The sequence below is a fragment of the Leptobacterium flavescens genome (assembly GCF_010671605.1).
Taxonomy (GTDB): domain Bacteria; phylum Bacteroidota; class Bacteroidia; order Flavobacteriales; family Flavobacteriaceae; genus Leptobacterium; species Leptobacterium flavescens.
Map to the genome: position 1 here is coordinate 78,467 of NZ_JAABOO010000003.1, position 19,775 is coordinate 98,241.

Below are 19,775 nucleotides of genomic sequence, written 5' to 3' on the forward strand. Positions count from 1 at the left end.
AAGGAAAAAACCGAGATTTTAACATAATTTTAGAATTCTCAAAACGGATATTATCGAAGAAAAGAACGTTTTACTCGTTGAGAAACGGCGGTAAGCAGTTCATAGGAGATAGTCGCTGCGGTTGCAGCAAATTCCTCTGCTGTCGGCTCGTTTCCGAAGACAACAACTTCGTCTCCCTCCCGGCAATCTATTCCTGTAATATCGACCATCAGCATGTCCATACAAACATTCCCGATAATAGGAGCTCTGTGCCCGTTTATAGAAACATATCCTTTTTTATTCCCGTACTGACGCCCGATCCCATCGGCATGACCTACAGGTAGCGTGGCTGTTTTTGCATAATGTTCGGCTTTATAGGCCCTGTTGTAACCAACGCTTTCTCCGGGTTCTATCATATGTATCTGGGAGATAACCGTTTTAAGGGAGGCCACCGGTTTTAAAAGCGGATCAATCTCCGGGTCGTTCCCGAAACCGTATAGACCTATCCCGCAGCGCACCATATCGAACTGGGCCTCCGGATAGTTAATAATACCCGATGTGTTTAGTTGATGCATCATGGGTCGGTAGCCGATCTTCTCTGTAAATTCGGCAGCGATCTTTTTAAAGTTGCTTATCTGGGTTTGGGAAAAATCTTTTTCATTTACATCTTCTGAAGCAGCGAGGTGAGAAAATACAGAACTGACCTTAAGCTGTGGAATATCTTTTATCTTGTCTATAATATAATCCACATCGTTTTCCCAGAACCCGAGCCTGTTCAGGCCGGTATTGAATTTTATATGAACCGGATAATCCTTCAGTTCCCTGTCCTGAACAACTTCCAGAAAAGCTTTCAGGATATAAGGGGAATACAAACTGGGTTCCAGCTCGTATTCGATGAGTTTTTCCAGACTTGCTTTTTGTGCATGCAATACGAGAATAGGGGTTTTTATTCCGGCCTCGCGAAGTGCTATCCCCTCACTTACATATGCCACCGCAAAGTAATCTGCCTTTAGTTCTTCCAGGTATTTTGCAACTTCAACGGCATCACTCCCGTAACCAAAAGCTTTAACCACCGCCAGGAATTTGGTGGTATCGGAAATTCTGGATCTAAAAAAATCGAAATTGTGCTTAATCGCCTTTAAATCAATTTCAAGAACGGTCTCATTTATTTGGGCCATCAGCGTTATTTTTCTTTTTAGCGGAAAGTTCTTCCGGATCTTTTACATCCATTTTGCTGACCTTTTCCTTTAGCATGGCCTTGTAGAAAGCTGCCCGGCTAAGAGGTTCGTATTCTTCGGTTTCTCCCAGGAGAACAAGTTTGTCGTTATTGGATTTACGGAAACTGTAATTGGCCAGGTTCCCCGTTCTGGTGCATACGGCATGTACCTTGGTAACATATTCGGCAGTCGCCATAAGAGCAGGCATAGGGCCAAAAGGATTCCCTTTAAAGTCCATATCCAGTCCGGCTACGATAACCCTGACACCGCGATTGGCCAGGTCGTTACAGACCGAAACGATTTCATCATCAAAGAATTGTGCTTCGTCAATACCTACCACATCGCAATCATCTGCCAGGATCCTGATGTTGGCCGCGGCAGGAACCGGGGTAGAGCGGATCTCATTTTCATCATGGGAAACGACCATCTCGTCATCGTAACGACGGTCTACTTCCGGTTTAAAGATCTCTACTTTCTGCTTTGCGAATTGGGCACGCCTGAGACGGCGGATCAGTTCTTCGGTTTTACCCGAGAACATAGAACCGCAAATGACTTCAATCCATCCGAATTGCTCCTTATGATTTACCGTATTTTCAAGAAACATTTTGTAATTTTCAAGACGAAAACGGACAACAAATCCGTTTTAAATAAAGGTCATACAAACATACATAAATTTATTTCACTAAAGCTTTAGGAAAAGCTATGAAAATAAATTATGTGAAGGATTTGAAATGATTTTATTTTTTTAGATTTTAAAGTGTTAAATTTGATGAACTTAAAGAGGTTCATCAATCTGAAATAAAATTATAGAAATGAAGAAGAAATTAGAATCCGAATTGGTTAGCATCGCGCATAGGATCCTGAAGTTAAAGGGGAAGGAGGACGTTATTGCCCTGCACGCAGAGGCAAAGGCAGTGTATGAACAACTTACTATCTTAAAGTTCGTTGAAGAATATTTTGGAGAATTGAAGCCATTTGTTGGTAAAAGTGATGTTGTTTCCAAATTTGAACAGCTGGCAAATAAGGTGCTTGAAAATAACAAGCAGGTACCCGAGAATAACCCGCATGAAGAAGATATCATCATCCCGGTAATGGATACGATCAAAGACATGGTTGCCGAGATGCCCAAGGAAGAATCTCTGGAAGAACTGCTTTCGGATGTTCTGCCCGAGCCCACTTTTGTGAAGAACGATGTAAATGTGGTCACTCCCAATATCAAAGAAGAAAAAGCTTCTGCACAGGCACAGAACAAATCGCTTAACGATACCCTTAAATCGGGAATAAGTATCGGTCTCAACGACAGGCTGGCTTTTGTAAAGCATTTGTTTAACGGAAGTACAGAAGATTTTAACCGGGTGATCTCCCAGTTGAATACTGTAGAAAACCACGAAGAAGCTGTTCAGTTTATCAATGAAATGGTGAAACCCGATTACGGGAATTGGGAAGGCAAAGAGAGCTACGAAGAGCGTTTTCTTGAACTTGTGGAGCACAGATTTATGTAATGGTAGCGGATTTTGCTGCGGAAATAGCCAAACAATAAATATCCTGGATATAAATGCACATAACAAAACTGTCTGCCTGTAAAGACGGGTGGATTTGATTGTTTGCATGCGAACCCGATAAAAACTTTAAACAGATGAAAATTCAACGTATTATCTACTGGGTGGCTACCGCTCTTTTCTCTTTACTTTATCTTTTTTCCGTTTACAACTATTTATTTAATCACGAAGCTATTAAGGGGGCTTTTGAAAGCCTCGGATATCCTGTATACCTCATTTACCCTTTGGCAACCGCCAAGATATTGGGTCTTGTTGTGATCCTGTCTAATAAAGGCGGATCGTTGAAGGAATGGGCTTATGCGGGCTTTGTTTTTAATACCATACTGGCTTTCTTTGCGCATTATATGGTTTCCGACGGTCAACAAATGGGTGCTGCGCTGGCTCTGATCTTAATATTGACCTCTTATTTTTTAGGAAAAAAAGTACGTCCTTAACATTCCGAACATTCTAAAAAACATTTATAAATGAAAATTGCTATACCAACTTTGTTTTCCAGGCTTTTGCTTGGAGTTATCTTTTTAATGCAGGGATACGGGAAGGTTTTTACCTGGGGAGTTTCCAATGTTTATAACAATGGCTTCAAAGCATATGAAGAAACATTTTTACCCGGATTTCTGGTAAAATTTACGGCCTATTTCACCTCTTACGGGGAGCTGATCTGCGGACTCCTGTTAATCCTGGGACTCTTCAGAAAAGTATCTTATCTGTGGCTGGCGGCTATTTTGCTGATCGTTTCCTTCGGACATGGCCTTCAAAGCCCTATCTGGGACCTTCAGCATGTATTTGTACGAAGTGTATTCCTGATTTTCCTCATGATGATCCCGCTGGAAAAAGACAGTTATGCACTGGATCACCTCATTGGAGGAAAGAAAGAGAAATAACATATAAATCTTAAACAGGGAATGTCTAAACTTTATATTGTACCTACTCCTATCGGGAACCTGGAAGACATGACCTTCAGGGCGATCACTGTTCTTAAACAGGCAGATCTCATTTTGGCGGAAGATACCCGTACCAGCGGAAAACTCCTTAAACACTTTGAGATCAATACGCCTATGCAAAGCCATCATATGCACAACGAGCATAAAACGGTGGAGTCAGTGGTTAAACGGATTGCAGCCGGTGAAACCGTAGCGCTCATCAGTGATGCGGGCACCCCGGCCATTTCAGATCCGGGCTTTTTGCTAAGCAGGGCCTGTATTGAGAACCAGATAGAGGTAGAGTGCCTGCCAGGTGCTACTGCTTTTGTTCCCGCTCTGGTAAACAGCGGACTTCCAAACGACAAATTTGTCTTTGAAGGTTTTTTACCTGTAAAAAAAGGCCGGCAAACACGACTTACATTCCTGGCGGAAGAATCGCGCACCATGATCTTTTACGAATCGCCTCATAAACTCCTGAAGACCCTGGCAGATCTTAAGCAGTATTTCGGAGAGGACAGACCGGTTTCCGTATCGCGGGAACTCTCCAAATTGCATGAGGAAACAGTTAGGGGAACCCTCCATGAGGTAGAGGAGTTCTTTAAAAGAAAGGCTCCGAAAGGAGAGATCGTAATTGTTCTGGGCGGAAAGAAAAACAAGTAAGTGAATAAGTCGGAAGTAATTATTATCGGTGCCGGGCTCAGTGGCCTGGCAACAGCATACTACCTGAAGAAAAAAGGGATTTCCTTTTTAATCCTGGAAGCTGCAGACAGAACCGGAGGGCGTATTGAAACCCTCAGGGGAGAAACCGGTGTAACCATGGAAATGGGAGCTACCTGGTTCGGCCTGAAGCACAAGGCATTGGTGAATTTATTGCAGGATCTGAAACTTGAATATTTTCCACAGTACACCCGGGGGATCTCTCTTTTTGAAATTGCAGACAGGGAAGAACCTCATTACTTTGAAGTACCCGAAGAAGAGGAAGCTTCCTATAGGATAAAAGGAGGAACAGAAAGCCTGATCGCAAAACTCCGGGAGGAGATCGGGGAAGAAAATATTCTCCTCAATACCCGGGTAAACGGGATACGGGACAGAGGAAATGAACTGGAAATAGATAGTTCGGATAACAGAAAGTTCCTCACTTCCAAAGTGGTCACCACGCTTCCTCCTAATTTACTGGTCAATACCGTTTTGTTTACTCCCGACCTGCCCGGCGACCTGAAATCGCTGTGCACTAAAACACATACGTGGATGGGAGAGTCGATCAAGTTTGCCATAGAATATCAAAAACCTTTCTGGAAGGAGAATAATTTTTCGGGAACACTCTTTAGCCAGACTGGTATTATACAGGAGCAGTACGACCATTCCGATCAGGAACATACGGTCTATGCCCTTAAAGGCTTTCTGAATGGAGAAAGCTCCCGCTTTAGCCTGGAAGAAAGAAAAACGATGGTATTTCAACAGCTTGCGCAGCTGATGGGAGAGGAAGCGGCAGATTATATCTCCTATAAGGATAAGGTATGGAGGGACGAAGGCCTGACATTTGTGCCCAATAACGGCTTTGTGATGCCGCATCAGAATAACGGGCATCCCTTATTCCGTGAGTCGTTTATGAACGGGAAACTCTTTATCTCCGGAACGGAAACCGCTTCCGAATTCCCCGGTTATATGGACGGGGCGGTAAGGGCAGCTGCAGAATGGGTAGATTCCCTGAGTTAAAAAACAGAGTTAAAGCGATTTATTCTTCTTCCGGATCTGCTGCTCGTCATAAGAATTGATAAGGCTGTAAACCAGGGTCCCTACAATGGCTATTTTCCAAAGGATGCCTTTGGTCAGGGAAGCCGGATCAAAAACAAAATCCAGAGCATACAAAGACAGGATGAGTCCGAGTCCGAGGGCAACAAAAAGCAAAGGTCTTTTAGATGAAAAATAACCGAATGCGATAAAAGTGACTCCTATGGCCATGGTGATCAGCAGTACAAAAATATCTCCGATCTGCATATAGGTCAGAGCTCCGGAAAGCAGCTGAAGAGCACCGACAATATAAAGGACATAAGCCGATCTTTTCCGGTATTTTCCGGCTTCGGCAATAGTGGCCTTATTGGAAATCTGCTGTCCGATAAAGATCGCTTTTTCTTTTTCGGAACCGGCAATAGGATAACCGCAATGTTCGCAGTTCACCTCTACCGGAGAGATCTCCACCTTACAATTGTCGCATGTTAAAAGAGTATTTTCAGCCATATTATGTGAAGTTATTATAATCCCGGACCCTGTTGATAAATACAGGATCCGGGATCTTATATCTTAAGGTGGAGTGATTTGAATACTCCCCCAGGGTTAGACGTGTTTTCCTCTTTCCCAACCGTGTTTTCCAAGGTACTTTTCCCCGCTTTCTATAGCACCTTCCTCAACAGTAGTTCCCATACTGTCATTCCAGCGGTTCAGATAACCGAAAAGAGAGATCACTCCCAGCATTTCAACTATTTCTCCTTCATTCCAGTGCTTGTACAATTCTTCCTTGATCGTTTCATCAACCTGATTAGGAACCATGGAAGCTGCCAGCGAAAAATCGAGGGCTGCACGTTCGGCATCCGAAAAAGCCGGATGCGTCTTGTATTCCCAGATATTATCTAGTTGCTCCTGCTCCGCTCCGTAACGCTCTGCCGCTCTGATGGCATGTGCCTGGCAATATCGGCAACCCGTAGCATTACTACTTACCCAGGCAATCATACGTTTTAAGGCTGAGGTTACTCTTCCTTCATTGGCCATTACGGCTTTATTGAGATTTATAAATGCTTTGGATATAGCAGGTCTTCTTTGCATGGTTAAAACAGAATTCGGGCAAAAACCCAGGGTTTCATTGAAGAATTCTGCTAATTCTTTGGTCTCAAGATCATGATCCGGAGATAGTGGTGTAACTAATGGCATAATTTTTTTAATTTCATTTTTTCGTCTACCAAAATACAAAATTGAGATTTGTTTTCGGGGCGTTCAGGATTTCTTATTTTTGTAAAAATCAGACTACAATGCGATGGACTTTAAAAGCGAGACCGGAAGCCGGTAAAATTCAAAAACTTGCTAATGAATTAGGAGTAGATGAACTCGTTGCTTTTTTACTGTTGCAAAGGGGAATTGAGACTTTTGAAGAGGCAAAAAAGTTCTTCCGCCCTTCCGTAGAAGACCTTCACGATCCCTTCCTGATGAAGGATATGCACAAGGCAGTGATCCGTATTAATGAAGCTGTAGAAAAAGGAGAAAATATTCTCGTTTACGGCGATTATGATGTAGATGGTACTACGGCAGTAGCACTGGTTTCTTCTTATCTTAAAACATTTTACCCGCAGGTAGCTACCTATATTCCCGACAGATATGAGGAAGGATATGGAGTTTCCTACCAGGGGATAGACTTTGCACATGATAATGATATTAGCCTGATCATTGCCCTGGATTGCGGGATCAAGGCTGTAGATAAAGTGGCCTATGCTTCCGAAAAGGGGATAGATTTTGTTATTTGTGATCACCACAGACCCGGAGATAAGATCCCGGAAGCTGTTGCGGTCCTCGACCCTAAACAGGAAGACTGCACCTATCCTTATGACGAACTTTGCGGATGCGGAATAGGATTTAAGCTTATTCAGGCTTTGGCGGCCGGAAAGGGGCAGGATATTTCAGAACTTTACCCCTATCTGGACCTGGTGGCAACCGCCATAGGCGCCGATATCGTTCCGATTACAGGAGAGAACCGGGTGCTGGCCAGCTTCGGACTGCAGGTGATCAATTCGCACCCGAGAGCGGGAATAGCGGCCATTATCAAACCCCTTAAAAAGAAAAAACTAAGCATTACCGATGTGGTGTTTATTATCGCCCCAAGGATCAATGCAGCGGGAAGGATAAAGCACGGACAGCATGCGGTAAACCTGCTGACGGAAACCGATATAAATACGGCTGTGATCTTTGCAGAGGAAATAGAAACCTATAATCAGAACAGAAAAGACCTGGATAAACAAATAACCCATGAAGCGCTTCAGCAAATACAGCAAAACGAAGAAGAAGAAAAGTTTACTACTGTTGTTTACAGTGAAGATTGGCATAAAGGTGTTATTGGTATTGTGGCTTCAAGGCTGATAGAAACCTATTACCGACCTACCCTGGTCTTTACCCGCTCGGGGGAAAAACTGGCGGCTTCGGCCCGCTCGGTAAAAGGTTTTGATGTGTACAATGCCCTGGAGGCCTGCCGGGAAAACCTGGAACAGTTCGGAGGACATAAATATGCGGCCGGGCTTACGTTAAAGGAAGAGCAGTACGAGGCATTTAAAAACAGGTTTGAGGAAGTGGTGGCAGAAAGCATAGATGAAAACCTGCTTCAACCCGAAGTGATCATAGATACTGAACTTCAACTCGATCAGATCACCCCGAGGTTTTATCGTATCCTTAAGCAATTCGCACCTTTTGGCCCTGGTAACAGCGCCCCGGTATTTTTAAGCAGGCGATTAAAGGATACGGGCTATGGCAAAGGAGTAGGGGAAGAACAAAAGCACCTTAAGCTGACTGCTAAACAAGGCAACTCTCCGGCTTTTGGCGGGATAGGGTTTAACCTGGGAGATAAACTGCCCCTGATACGTGAAAGTTATTTTGATGCGGTCTATTCTTTGGAGGAAAATGAATGGAACGGACAGGTGAGTCTTCAGCTAAAACTAAAGGATATCAAACCCGTTCTTGGAAATCTATAATTAATAATTATTTTTATTTAGACCAAATATAAATAATTGTATATTTGAGTATTCATTATGCAATTATGGACGACATCTATTATATCTATCACAACGAATTCGGGATCTCCTTTCAATGGAAAAGAGATGCCTTCCGTCAGGGTTTCAATAAGTTTCAACTGGTTTTCAGAGACACCGGTTTTTACCTGTCGCACGAAGAAATAAAGCTCTTTTCCGAGAATATTGAGAGTGCAAAAAGTATTAAACCCTGTATGAACTGCGGTGACAGCACGGAGTGCAGGAATATTTTACTCAGGACCCCATCCTGCCGGATAGATCTGGCGGTTAACAAACAGGAATTAAGCTGGATCGAGGACCTGGTCCGCGGAACCCTCTTTCAGATACAATTAGACGGTTTTATCAACGAACTCTGTGATCATTAACTCTTAAGGAAATCCAGGATAAGGCTATTGATCTCTTTCGGTTTTTCCTCCTGGATAAAATGCCTGGCATCGAGGACATGAACATTTTCCGGCTGGATATTCAGATCCTTCATTACCTCTGTTTTCTGATCTTCCCACACCAGCATTTCGTCGTGGGCTCCCCAGATAACCAGGGTCGGAATGTCAATATTCTTAACCATATCACTATAGTCGGGAAGTTCGTTACAGGTTTGGGAAAAGAAGAAATACATGGCCCGGGTTTTCCCTTCCAGCAGCGGTTTTTTATAACCCTCCACATCTACTTTGGTCATGTGGTTTTCCTTGAGTCCCATTTTAAACAATTGCTTCAGAAGGGTATTAGTGGTGATCCCGTTTCTGTACATCCACATGGTAAACTGCGTAAATATTCCCTTTTCCATTCGGATAGGAGGTTGAAAACCCTCTTCGTAAATAATGGTATTCAGGATAACAAGATTGCTGATCCTGTCCGGAGCTTTTCTGAAAAGTTCCCAGGTCCACAACCCGCCTGCATCGTGAAAGACATGTGTCCAGTGTTCGATCTTCAGATGGTCCATTAATGCCAGCAGGCGCTCTGCATGAGCTTCTTCCTCATATATTTCGTAGCCTTTCGGATTTCCGCTGGAGCCGAAACCCAGCATATCGGGAGCGATGACCCGGTAACCCTCTGCCACGAGCCCGTCTATCATTTTCCGGTAGAGCCATCCGGAAGAAGGTACGCCGTGGAGCAGGAGGATGACCTTTCCTTCTCCTTTATCTATATAATTAATCCGCCCGCCTGGCGATTCGAACGTTTTTTGCCGGGATCTGAAATCTTGATAGGTCATTTGTGTTTCTGATTTTAAGAATTTATGTGAAGAACATGAGGTACTCAGCAGGATGCATAAAATGCAGATCAGTTTTCTCATGAATAGCAATTTGTATTTAAATATAAGGATAAAAAACGAGTTGTTTTATTGTACTCCTGCCTGCAAAAGCTTGAGGATCTCCCGGGTAACCAGTTCTTTTCTTGCCCATGGGAGGAAGTGGTTCTCTCCTTCAAGTTCTATTACTCTCAGGTAATCCTGGTTAAAATTTTCTTTGGTGAAAGAGACATTGTCAAAAGGGACCACCACATCTTTGGTACCGTGTATATGTACTACCGGAACTCTTACATTCATCCAGTTATCCCTTATTTTTTTGAGCTCTTTCACATGGGTGAATTTCTCATCTCCCGCCACACCTAAAGCTCCGGGGACCATCCATTTGGTAAGCCTCCATTTAGCCACATAGGCAAACCAGAATACTTTTTCGTTTTCAGGATCGATGGCAGGTGCCAGCATCAGAACGGCTTTTACCTTATCTGATTTTAAACTGGAGTAGGCAGCAATAGGCCCTCCGAAAGAGTGCCCTACAACAATTACATTTTCCTGCTCCAGGCTTTCTATGATCTCTGCAACAATACGGGTTTGCTCTTCAATGGAAGTTACGGCTTTTCCGAAGCGCGAATATCCGTAACCCGGCCTGTCTATAGTATACAAGGCCGCTCTTTCCAGGAGAGCGGAATCTTTCAGATATTCGTAATATCCGTCGGCAGCACCGGGAGCACCGTGAATAAAGAACACAGCAGTATCCATGGGTTTATTAGCCGAGGTGCTTACCACCCGTACCTTATAATCCGTGTTACTGGGCTGAAAATAATCGATTGAATTATTCACCTGGTATTGTTTAAAGAGTTCCATCGATTTTTTATCCGACATCCTGAATCTAAAACAGGACTGGTGCGAGGAAATGAGTATAAAAAGCGCAATAAACCGCAGGGCGATCTTAAGTTTCCGTGGAATTATTTTGCGTCTTTTCTGTCTCATATTTTTCTAAGGAAAGCTGGTGGCCGTCAAAAACCCCGTAGGTAAAATAGCCTATCCAATCTCCCAGGTTAACGTATTTTGAATTGGGTCCGACATCTATGGTCAATGGCAAATGTCGGTGTCCGAAAACAAAGTAGTCGTAATGCCTGCTTTCCAACTTACGTTTGCTGTACTGAACAAGCCATTCATTTTCTTCTCCGAGGAATTTTACGTCCTCATCTCCCGAAATAAGTTTATTCTTTACAGACAGATATTGGGCCAGTTTTACTCCCAGGTCGGGATGCAGCCATCGAAACAACCATTTGGCAAAAGGATTGGTAAAAACTTTCTTCATTCGTTTATACCCTTTATCGCCGGGGCCTAATCCATCTCCATGCCCGATAAAAAAACGGATGTCGTTAAAAGTAAATTCCTGGGGTTTATGATAAACCGGAATATTGAGTTCTTCCTCAAAATAACCGCTCATCCACAGGTCGTGGTTCCCGACAAAGTAATAAACCGGAATTCCCGAATCTGTGATCTCTGCAAGCTTCCCTAAAGTTCGTGTAAATCCTTTTGGTACCACGGTTTTATATTCAAACCAGAAATCGAACAGATCGCCCAGTAAAAAAATAGCAGCGGCATCTTTTTTTACTTCATCGAGCCATTTTACGAATTTCACTTCCCGGTCTAAACTCTTTGCACGGGTGGGTGCTCCCAGATGATTGTCGGAAGCAAAGTATATTTTTTTTCCTTCGGGTATTTTCATTTTTGTAAATCTTGTGTAAAGATACTATTTATGTTTTCTTTCAGGATTTTTGAGCTTTATTTTACAGAAACAAATTTTGCGTGTTGTTAAGAAAAAACTTACTTTTATAAATAAGGTAAAAAACTAAACACCTTCTTAATCAGGAAGTAAGAACTAAAACTGTTTGTATATACTGATGTTATATAAGAAAAAAGAATATCCTGAAAAACATATCCTGCTTAGGGCGATCGACCTGACCAGCGGCGATGTTATTTGTGAAGGATACAACTATGATCTGATTGTAGAAAAAGCAGAAAAGTCTAAGAAGGATTATATTCTCGATTTTATTACCGACCCCGAATTCAATTTCGTGTTTTGAAAAAACAAAAATATCCCATTGTCATTTTCTGGGAGTTTCCATGTTTCTGGATCAGTTTAGGATAACTATTGATTATCCCCGGGGAGAACTTGATCTATCCTGGTAAACTTATCCGTTATCACTCGCAAACCATTCGGCATAGGAAGTCTCGGTTTCCTGTAAACGGAGAGAATAAAGGCTGATGGTATCGGGAAGCCTGGACTTGATCTTTTCGGCAAAATCGATTACCATATTCTCGCTGGTAGGCTGATAGTCGGCCAGGATCACATTATGCCCCCTGTTTTCCAACTCCCTGGCAAGCTCTATATGAGGAGTGTTCTTGTTAAAAACGGTAGCGTGATCAAATTTATCCACCACTTCTTCCTTAACGATCTTTTTCAGGTCTCCGAAATCTATGACCATTCCGTATTTTACATTCGAAGTATCGGCAATAGGAGTACCGATTACCGTTACCGATAACTTATAGCTGTGCCCGTGAACATTACGGCATTTGCCATCATAACCGTAAAGGGCATGCCCGGTTTCAAAGCTGAATTGTTTTGTAATTCGGATGGTACTCATCGATCTTGCTGTTTTAGATTACAAAACTACATAATTATTTCGGCGGATCGCTTATTTCTGATAGTGGCTGCATCAAATAAAACAGCATTTGGAACATAATTGTTAAATAGTTGAAGATTTATCGGGATTTTGATCCAAAAGATTTATTTTTATCGCTGATAAACTTTAGGGGTGCTGATGCTTTTTGCTGAGGCTGAGATAAGACCCTTCGAACCTGATCTGGCTAGTACCGGTGTAGGGAAAAGTTAATAACCGATTCCTGGGATATCTCTATCCCGACAAAAGTAAACCGCTTTTGTTTCTCCTATTTGTTTATCAACAATATCAATACTTCGCATTTGCGATGCGTACTAATTTGTTTTATGTATGATAGACATCAGAATTAACAATAAAAAACACAGTTTCCAGACAGGCTGCTCTCTGGAAAAAGCCCTTGACGAATTAAAGATTTTTCAGAATGGGATTGCCGTTGCTGTCAACAATCAGGTGATAAGCAGACGGGAATGGGCAGCTACCGTTTTGGAAGATAAAGATAATATTCTCATCATCACGGCTACCCAGGGTGGCTAAAACTAAATGCTAAAAACATGAAGAAAAAAGACAGTGCACCACAGAATGTAATCACTACAACCCCTTTTCCGAATTCGAAAAAGGTGTATGTACAGGGTAAGATCCACCCTCAGATACAGGTAGCCATGCGTGAGATCTCACTCAGTGATACGGTAGATTCCTTTAGCGGGAAGAAAACAGCTAATCAGCCTGTAACGGTTTATGATACCAGTGGCCCTTATACCGATCCGGAAAAGGAGATCAATGTTCATGAAGGAATTGAACGTATCAGGGAGCAATGGGTATCAGACCGGGGAGATGTAGAAGAGCTTAACGGCTTTTCTTCTCAGTACAGTAATGAACGTCTTGAAGATGACAGCCTGAACCACCTGAGATTTAATCATATCAGAAAACCTAAACGCGCCAAAAAGGGAAAGAATGTATCTCAGATGTATTATGCAAAACAGGGGATCATAACTCCGGAAATGGAATATGTGGCCATACGGGAAAATCAGAAACTACAGGAAGCAAAGCGTCTTTCAAAGCAGCATCCGGGACAGGATTTCGGAGCGAGTATCCCGGAGGTGATCACGCCGGAATTTGTTCGTGATGAGGTGGCAAGAGGAAGGGCGGTTATCCCTTCCAATATTAATCACCCGGAGAGTGAACCTATGATCCTCGGGCGTAATTTTCTGGTAAAGATCAACGCTAATATAGGGAACTCAGCTACCACTTCCAGTATAGAAGAGGAAGTGGAAAAAGCGGTTTGGGCCTGCCGTTGGGGAGCAGATAATATTATGGACCTCTCTACCGGAAAGAACATACACGAAACCCGGGAATGGATCATCCGTAACTCTCCCGTTCCGGTTGGGACCGTACCTATTTATCAGGCGCTGGAAAAAGTAAACGGAAAGGCCGAAGACCTGACCTGGGAGATCTTCAGGGATACACTTATCGAACAGGCAGAGCAGGGAGTAGATTATTTTACCATTCATGCAGGGGTACGTTTACGCTATGTACCGATGACCGCCAAAAGAATTACCGGGATCGTATCCAGAGGAGGGTCGATCATGGCAAAGTGGTGTCTGGCTCATCATAAAGAAAGTTTCCTCTACACTCATTTCGAAGAGATCTGTGAGATCATGAAGGCTTACGATGTGGCATTTTCTCTGGGAGACGGCTTACGTCCGGGATGTATTGCCGATGCTAACGATGAGGCACAATTTGCAGAACTGGAAACCCTGGGAGAACTTACAAAGATTGCCTGGAAGCACGATGTTCAGACCTTTATTGAAGGACCCGGACACGTTCCTATGCATATGATAAAAGCCAATATGGACAAGCAACTGGAAGCTTGCGGAGAAGCTCCTTTCTACACTCTGGGGCCGCTTACTACCGATATTGCTCCGGGTTACGACCATATTACATCAGGTATCGGTGCTGCCATGATAGGTTGGTACGGAACAGCCATGCTGTGTTATGTTACACCCAAAGAACACCTGGGCTTACCTAACAAAGATGATGTACGTACCGGAGTGATCACCTACAAACTGGCTGCTCATGCTGCAGACCTTGCAAAAGGGCATCCGGGAGCTCAGCACAGAGATGATGCTTTGAGTAAGGCCCGTTTTGAATTCAGATGGGAAGATCAGTTTAATCTGTCTTTAGATCCCGAACTGGCAAGGGAATATCACGATGAGACCTTGCCGGCAGCAGGAGCTAAAATAGCTCACTTCTGCTCGATGTGCGGACCGCATTTCTGTTCGATGAAGATCACTCAGGAGGTTCGTGATTTTGCAGCTAAGAAGGAATTGAACGAAACTGATGCCATTGCCAAAGGAATGGAAGAAAAAGCTCAGGAGTTTAAGGATAAAGGAAGCGAAGTATATTTATAAGATGCTCATTGTACTTACATCGGAAAAGCAAATTGCAGACGAAGCAGCTCAGATCAACCTGTTGTTTGAGAACGGCCTGGAACGTCTGCATTTGCGTAAGCCGGATTTTACAGCAGACGGATACCGCGATTTACTGGAGGCGATCCGGCCCGAATTCTATAAAAGGATCATGTTGCATGAGCATCATGAGCTGTGCAGAGAATTCAAGCTGCTGGGAATTCATATTCAGGAACAACCCCGTTTAGACCTGGGAGGAGAATTAGGAAGCTATGTGGACAGATTTAAAAATGAAGGATACAAAGTAAGTAGCTCTTTTCATGAGAAAGATGTTATCCGGGCCTGTGAGGTAAAGTTCGAATATGTACTACTAAGCCCTGTATTCAGTTCTATCTCCAAGCAGGGATATAAGGGAAGAGGCTTTGATGTATCCGACCTGGACGAGTTTGTTGTGGGGATGGGAGGCATTAATGCAGAGACCCTTCAGGATGCATTCGATTTGGGTTTTAGAGGGATAGGAGTGTTAGGAGGTATCTGGAACAGCGACAATATATTGGAAAGTTTTCTGGCAATTTACCAAAAACTAAAGACCATCAGTAAATGAAACCAAGGCCTTTTGTATTGAGCATAGCGGGTTTTGACCCTTCCGGAGGAGCCGGCCTTACAGCCGACATCAAGACTTTTGAAGCTATGAAATGTTATGGTCTGGCCGTTTGTTCGGCCAATACTGTGCAGAACGATACAGAATTCCTTTCGTGCCGTTGGACAGATATGGAGACGATGAGGTCTCAGATAGATGTTTTATTTGATCGTTTTGAAATTGGTTTTGCCAAGATCGGGATTGTGGAGAACTGGAAAGTGCTCGGAGAGATCATAGATCTGCTGCTGAAGAAGAACCCTGAGATCAGGATTGTTCTGGATCCGGTATTACGAGCGAGTACAGGTTATGGATTTCACAATTCGGATGAAGAAGACCTCAACAGTGTTTTGGAAAAGATATACCTGATAACCCCCAATATTGAAGAGATCGGGCAATTATACAGCAAAAGAGGGGCGGAAGAGACGGTGAAGGAGATCAGTACAAAAACTCATTTGTTTTTAAAAGGAGGGCATAGAGATGAAGACAGAGGAAAAGATGAGTTGTTCACTACCGATGGAAAGAAATTCGTTCTCAACCCCAAAACAAAGGAAGCTTTTGCCAAGCACGGAAGCGGATGCGTCCTGTCTTCGGCAATTACAGCTCAATTAGCTTTGGGCTTCCCCCTGCTAAAAGCCTGTTACAGGGGAAAAAGGTATACGGAAAGAGTACTAAGCTCCAATAAAACCTTATTGGGATATCATATATAAGCATGGAAAATTTACAGTATATATCGCAAGGCAAAACCCCTGAAGCTCATTTGAGGAATATTATGAAAGTCTGTGAGGCCGGAGGGAAATGGGTGCAACTTCGCTTAAAGAATGCAAAGCCCAAAGATCAGTTAAAAATTGCCTTTTTAGCCAAAAGGATCTGCGATCGTTATGGTACGAGACTTATTGTAAACGACAATGTAATGATCGCTAAAAAACTGGATGTAGATGGAGTGCACCTGGGCTTAAAAGATATGTGTACCAAAGAAGCCAGGGAATTTTTAGGAGATAAGATCATTGGGGGAACAGCCAACACCCTTGAGGACTGCCTCATGCATATTAAAAACGGAGTAGACTATATAGGCCTGGGACCTTTTCGCTTTACCAGTACCAAAAAACAACTGAGCCCTTTGCTCGGAGCAGAAGGATATCAAAGCATCGTAAAAGAGTTGAGGCAACAAGGGCATAAAACCCCTGTATTTGCCATTGGAGGGATTGCTGAAGATGACTTTGCAGAACTTTCCGGAACCGGAGTAAGCGGAATAGCTGTTTCCGGTATTCTGACCGGAAAGGATAAAGAAGATATTAAGAACATCATAAGTACTTATCACACGGTGTTCAGGACGGAATCTGTTTAAAGAAGATTCCTTTAAAGAAATTATATATGGATGTTTTAAAGATAGCAGATAAAGAATTTAACTCCCGCCTGTTTACAGGTACCGGCAAATTCAGCTCGTCTCAACTTATGAAAGATGCGCTGTTATGTTCGGAGAGTGAATTGATCACAGTAGCCCTGAAAAGGGTGGATGTGCAGGATGAGAACGATGATATTCTAAGACATTTAGATCACCCGCGAATCAATTTACTGCCAAATACCTCAGGAGTCAGGGATGCCAAAGAAGCGGTTTTTGCCGCTCAGCTATCCAGGGAAGCCCTTCAGACAAATTGGGTAAAACTGGAGATCCATCCGGATCCTAAATACTTATTACCAGATCCGATAGAGACCTTAAAAGCAGCCGAAGAATTGGTAAAACTGGGGTTTGTGGTTATGCCTTATATCCATGCCGACCCGGTTCTTTGTAAAAGACTGGAAGAAGTAGGAGTACAATGTGTTATGCCCCTGGGAGCGCCAATAGGAAGTAATAAAGGCTTAAAAACCCTTGAATTCCTGGAGATCATAATCGATCAGAGTAATGTACCGGTAATTGTCGATGCCGGAATAGGAAGTCCTTCACATGCAGCACATGCGATGGAAATAGGTGCCGATGCAGTTTTGGTAAATACCGCCATTGCCGTTTCCTCCCATCCTGTAGCTATGGCAGAGGCGTTTAAGCTGGCGGTAAAAGCAGGAAGAATGGCATATAACGCCCGGCTGGCCCCTGTGCGCCAGAAAGCAGAAGCCAGTAGCCCGTTAACTTCTTTTTTAAGCGAAAATTAGGAGAGCTTTTAGCATTTAGTGATTAGCGTTTAGCTGTTAGCACTTAGCAGAAGCCGTTTTTAATAATTTTCAACTAACAACTAACAACTAACAACTAACAACTAACAACCAACAACTAACAACTAACAACCAACAACGATCAACCACCTGTGAAAAGCTTTAAAGACATATTAGATACTTATAACTGGGACGAAACCCTTTCTGATGTTCTTTCCAAAAAAGAAGAAGATGTGCTCCGTGCCCTGGGGAAAGAAAAAAGGGACCTGGAAGATTTTAAGGCGCTGATCTCCCCGGCAGCAAAGCCCTATCTGGAGCAAATGGCCCATTTGAGCAGGGAAATTACTCAAAAAAGGTTTGGCAATACTATTCAGATGTATGCCCCTATGTACCTGAGTAACGAATGCCAGAATATATGTACCTATTGCGGATTTAGCCTGACCAACAAGATCCCGAGAAGAACACTTACCGATGCGGAGATTTTAAGGGAAGCCGACTATATTAAATCCAAAGGCTATGATCATATCTTACTGGTAACTGGAGAAGCCAATAAAACAGTGGGTGTCGACTATATTGATAATGCGGTTAAACTGCTTCAGTCGCGTTTTGCAAATATCAGTATTGAGGTGCAGCCCCTGGATGAAACCGAATACGGGACACTAATTAAAAACGGACTCTATGCGGTGCTGGTATACCAGGAAACCTATCACCGGGAAGAATACAAAAAGCATCACCCGAAAGGGAAAAAATCCAATTTCGATTACCGCCTGGAAACTCCGGACAGATTAGGAAGGGCGGGGATCCATAAAATAGGACTTGGTGCTTTATTTGGTTTGGAAGACTGGAGGGCAGACAGCTTTTTTACGGCCCTGCACCTGAAATACCTTCAGAAGACCTATTGGAAAACCAAATATTCCATCTCCTTTCCCAGATTGAGGCCACATTCGGGAGGCCTGGAGCCCAAAGTAGAAATGACAGATCATGACCTGGTACAACTCATATGTGCTTATCGCCTGCTGGATGAAGATGTAGAGCTTTCTATTTCCACCAGGGAAAGTCAGAATTTCAGGAACCATATTGTCAAACTGGGGATTACTTCTATCAGTGCGGAATCCAAAACCAATCCGGGAGGTTATGTGGTAGAGCCTCAATCATTAGAGCAGTTCGAGATCTCCGATGAACGAAGTACCGATGAGGTAGCAGAAATGCTCCGGTCTAACGGTCTGGAAGTGGTTTGGAAAGACTGGGAAAGCTTTAAGGTGTATTAGCGTTTAAACTTTTTATTATATCGGTAACGCCTTATCAGATAAACAACAATAGCTATAAGAAGGGCGATCGGAAAAACGCGTTTACTGTTTAAAAATTCAAAAAGATCCATGGGCTAGTTTTTAGAATTTATATCTCTTCTAAAGTCGGACAGGGCCAAAATTCCTGACACCTAACCATAATAACACATATTAATCAGAAAAATTTCAGCCTTGCATAAATTTTTTATTGAAGATCACCTTAAGCTGTTTCAGGCAGGCTTTGCTTCAGTTGCCGGAGACCGCTCCGGGAAAAAGATGATCGGGAAAAGATAAGACTGTATAATGGCAATGATCACTCCTATCTGATCTGTTAGTCCGTGGGGCTCTCCGGTGGCAAACAGAAATGCCTGTATGGCTATGGGCCCCAGAAGGATTATTGCTTTTAAGTTGTTGGAACGCCCCCAGGGAATCTGAACCTCCGGCATTTTCCGGTCTTTCCGGATCACCAGTACGATCAGGATAAGAGCCAGGATCGACATAGGGATCACAATGGCGGAGAGGGAAATATGAACATCCAGGGTATCTCCGTGAAACATGGCATCTCCGTTGCGGATAATATCATAAAGTACATTGCCAAAGGCGTGCAACCACCACCATCCGAGGAGAATATAAAAGACCATCCTGTTCTTTATCCAGTAAAAGGAAGCAAACAGGAAAAGGTATAGTACAAAGAAGACCACCAGTAAAAGATAATCCGCCGAAAGGCCTTTGCTAAAGAATGACATTCCAAAATACGACTGCCCCCAACTATAGGAAGGACCGTCAAACAGGCATCGCAAAAGAGGTAACCATACCAGCATAAAGGTAAAAGCCACAAAAAACATAAGAGCATTAAAGATCCGGGTATTCGTCCGATAGGAAATTAGTTGTAACATGATATAATAATTTT

The 19,775-nt window shown here is 43.2% G+C and carries 24 protein-coding genes and 1 riboswitch; of the genes, 15 read left to right on the forward strand and 9 right to left on the reverse strand.

The window, feature by feature from the left end; translation table 11 throughout:
• Nucleotides 1-50: 50 nt before the first annotated feature.
• Nucleotides 51-1,157, reverse strand: a complete 1,107-nt coding sequence (gene alr, locus GWK08_RS12535) for an alanine racemase (protein WP_163607564.1) — start codon at nt 1,155-1,157, stop codon at nt 51-53.
• On the reverse strand, nt 1,141-1,800 hold the full coding sequence (locus GWK08_RS12540) for a thymidine kinase (RefSeq protein WP_163607565.1): 660 nt from the start codon (nt 1,798-1,800) through the stop codon (nt 1,141-1,143). Before GWK08_RS12540 ends, alr begins: the two co-directional genes overlap by 17 nt.
• 208 nt (nt 1,801-2,008) lie before the next feature.
• Between GWK08_RS12540 and GWK08_RS12545 the strand changes: the two genes are divergently transcribed.
• From GWK08_RS12545 to GWK08_RS12565, 5 genes are all read left to right on the forward strand, one after another.
• Nucleotides 2,009-2,698: a hypothetical protein gene (locus GWK08_RS12545; RefSeq protein WP_163607566.1), complete on the forward strand. Its 690-nt coding sequence runs from the start codon at nt 2,009-2,011 to the stop codon at nt 2,696-2,698.
• A gap of 134 nt (nt 2,699-2,832) precedes the next feature.
• Nucleotides 2,833-3,189: a DoxX family protein gene (locus GWK08_RS12550; protein ID WP_163607567.1), complete on the forward strand. Its 357-nt coding sequence runs from the start codon at nt 2,833-2,835 to the stop codon at nt 3,187-3,189.
• 30 nt (nt 3,190-3,219) lie between these two features.
• Nucleotides 3,220-3,636, forward strand: coding sequence for a DoxX family membrane protein (locus tag GWK08_RS12555; protein WP_163607568.1), 417 nt, complete (start codon nt 3,220-3,222; stop codon nt 3,634-3,636).
• Nucleotides 3,637-3,657: 21 nt separating this feature from the next.
• Complete coding sequence (rsmI, locus tag GWK08_RS12560) at nt 3,658-4,335, forward strand: 16S rRNA (cytidine(1402)-2'-O)-methyltransferase (RefSeq protein WP_163607569.1); 678 nt, start codon at nt 3,658-3,660, stop codon at nt 4,333-4,335.
• Nucleotides 4,336-5,391 (forward strand): flavin monoamine oxidase family protein, encoded by a 1,056-nt coding sequence (locus GWK08_RS12565; protein WP_163607570.1) that lies wholly within the window; start codon nt 4,336-4,338, stop codon nt 5,389-5,391.
• Between the two features lie 9 nt (nt 5,392-5,400).
• Here GWK08_RS12565 and GWK08_RS12570 read toward each other — a convergent pair whose 3' ends face one another.
• Complete coding sequence (locus GWK08_RS12570; protein ID WP_163607571.1) at nt 5,401-5,913, reverse strand: hypothetical protein; 513 nt, start codon at nt 5,911-5,913, stop codon at nt 5,401-5,403.
• Nucleotides 5,914-6,009: 96 nt separating this feature from the next.
• Complete coding sequence (locus tag GWK08_RS12575; RefSeq protein WP_163607572.1) at nt 6,010-6,600, reverse strand: carboxymuconolactone decarboxylase family protein; 591 nt, start codon at nt 6,598-6,600, stop codon at nt 6,010-6,012.
• Between the two features lie 98 nt (nt 6,601-6,698).
• On the opposite strand from GWK08_RS12575, the gene recJ reads away from it, so the two are divergent.
• Entirely contained in the window at nt 6,699-8,402 is a 1,704-nt protein-coding gene (gene recJ / locus GWK08_RS12580; protein WP_163607573.1) for a single-stranded-DNA-specific exonuclease RecJ, read from the forward strand.
• Between the two features lie 44 nt (nt 8,403-8,446).
• The gene (locus GWK08_RS12585) at nt 8,447-8,824 is read left to right on the forward strand and encodes a hypothetical protein (protein ID WP_163607574.1); all 378 of its coding nucleotides are present in this window, start codon (nt 8,447-8,449) and stop codon (nt 8,822-8,824) included.
• Here GWK08_RS12585 and GWK08_RS12590 read toward each other — a convergent pair.
• The 3 genes from GWK08_RS12590 to GWK08_RS12600 all read right to left on the reverse strand — a co-directional run bounded on the left by GWK08_RS12590 (nt 8,821) and on the right by GWK08_RS12600 (nt 11,437).
• Nucleotides 8,821-9,669 carry an alpha/beta fold hydrolase gene (locus tag GWK08_RS12590; protein ID WP_163607575.1) on the reverse strand — a complete coding sequence of 283 codons (849 nt, stop codon included), beginning with the start codon at nt 9,667-9,669 and terminating at the stop codon, nt 8,821-8,823. The genes GWK08_RS12585 and GWK08_RS12590 overlap by 4 nt on opposite strands.
• Before the next feature lie 126 nt (nt 9,670-9,795).
• Nucleotides 9,796-10,689 (reverse strand): alpha/beta fold hydrolase, encoded by an 894-nt coding sequence (locus GWK08_RS12595; protein ID WP_163607576.1) that lies wholly within the window; start codon nt 10,687-10,689, stop codon nt 9,796-9,798.
• A complete protein-coding gene (locus GWK08_RS12600; protein WP_163607577.1) occupies nt 10,649-11,437 on the reverse strand; it encodes a UDP-2,3-diacylglucosamine diphosphatase in 789 nt (262 codons plus the stop codon). The genes GWK08_RS12595 and GWK08_RS12600 overlap by 41 nt, the downstream gene beginning before the upstream one ends.
• Before the next feature lie 175 nt (nt 11,438-11,612).
• Here GWK08_RS12600 and GWK08_RS12605 point away from each other — a divergent pair, with 175 nt between their 5' ends.
• A complete protein-coding gene (locus GWK08_RS12605) occupies nt 11,613-11,795 on the forward strand; it encodes a hypothetical protein (RefSeq protein ID WP_163607578.1) in 183 nt (60 codons plus the stop codon).
• 108 nt (nt 11,796-11,903) lie between these two features.
• Here the strand turns inward: GWK08_RS12605 and GWK08_RS12610 are convergent, their stop codons facing one another.
• Nucleotides 11,904-12,356 (reverse strand): 6-pyruvoyl trahydropterin synthase family protein, encoded by a 453-nt coding sequence (locus GWK08_RS12610; protein ID WP_163607579.1) that lies wholly within the window; start codon nt 12,354-12,356, stop codon nt 11,904-11,906.
• 157 nt (nt 12,357-12,513) lie between these two features.
• A riboswitch (TPP riboswitch) is annotated at nt 12,514-12,614 on the forward strand.
• A gap of 108 nt (nt 12,615-12,722) precedes the next feature.
• On the opposite strand from GWK08_RS12610, the gene thiS reads away from it, so the two are divergent.
• The 7 genes from thiS (at nt 12,723) to thiH (ending at nt 18,847) form a co-directional block, all read left to right on the forward strand.
• Nucleotides 12,723-12,926, forward strand: a complete 204-nt coding sequence (gene thiS, locus GWK08_RS12615; protein ID WP_163607580.1) for a sulfur carrier protein ThiS — start codon at nt 12,723-12,725, stop codon at nt 12,924-12,926.
• A 17-nt stretch (nt 12,927-12,943) separates the two neighbouring features.
• Nucleotides 12,944-14,800 (forward strand): phosphomethylpyrimidine synthase ThiC, encoded by a 1,857-nt coding sequence (thiC, locus tag GWK08_RS12620; RefSeq protein ID WP_163607581.1) that lies wholly within the window; start codon nt 12,944-12,946, stop codon nt 14,798-14,800.
• Between the two features lies 1 nt (nt 14,801).
• Nucleotides 14,802-15,401 carry a thiamine phosphate synthase gene (locus tag GWK08_RS12625; RefSeq protein ID WP_163607582.1) on the forward strand — a complete coding sequence of 200 codons (600 nt, stop codon included), beginning with the start codon at nt 14,802-14,804 and terminating at the stop codon, nt 15,399-15,401.
• Nucleotides 15,398-16,144 carry a hydroxymethylpyrimidine/phosphomethylpyrimidine kinase gene (locus GWK08_RS12630; protein ID WP_163607583.1) on the forward strand — a complete coding sequence of 249 codons (747 nt, stop codon included), beginning with the start codon at nt 15,398-15,400 and terminating at the stop codon, nt 16,142-16,144. The genes GWK08_RS12625 and GWK08_RS12630 overlap by 4 nt, the downstream gene beginning before the upstream one ends.
• Nucleotides 16,145-16,146: 2 nt before the next feature.
• Nucleotides 16,147-16,782 (forward strand): thiamine phosphate synthase, encoded by a 636-nt coding sequence (gene thiE / locus GWK08_RS12635; protein ID WP_163607584.1) that lies wholly within the window; start codon nt 16,147-16,149, stop codon nt 16,780-16,782.
• Between the two features lie 26 nt (nt 16,783-16,808).
• Nucleotides 16,809-17,582 (forward strand): thiazole synthase, encoded by a 774-nt coding sequence (locus GWK08_RS12640; protein WP_163607585.1) that lies wholly within the window; start codon nt 16,809-16,811, stop codon nt 17,580-17,582.
• A gap of 149 nt (nt 17,583-17,731) precedes the next feature.
• Nucleotides 17,732-18,847: a 2-iminoacetate synthase ThiH gene (gene thiH / locus GWK08_RS12645; protein ID WP_163607586.1), complete on the forward strand. Its 1,116-nt coding sequence runs from the start codon at nt 17,732-17,734 to the stop codon at nt 18,845-18,847.
• A gap of 248 nt (nt 18,848-19,095) precedes the next feature.
• On the opposite strand, the gene GWK08_RS12650 is transcribed toward thiH, so the two are convergent.
• Entirely contained in the window at nt 19,096-19,761 is a 666-nt protein-coding gene (locus GWK08_RS12650) for a ubiquinol cytochrome C oxidoreductase (RefSeq protein WP_163607587.1), read from the reverse strand.
• Between the last annotated feature and the right edge of the window lie 14 nt (nt 19,762-19,775).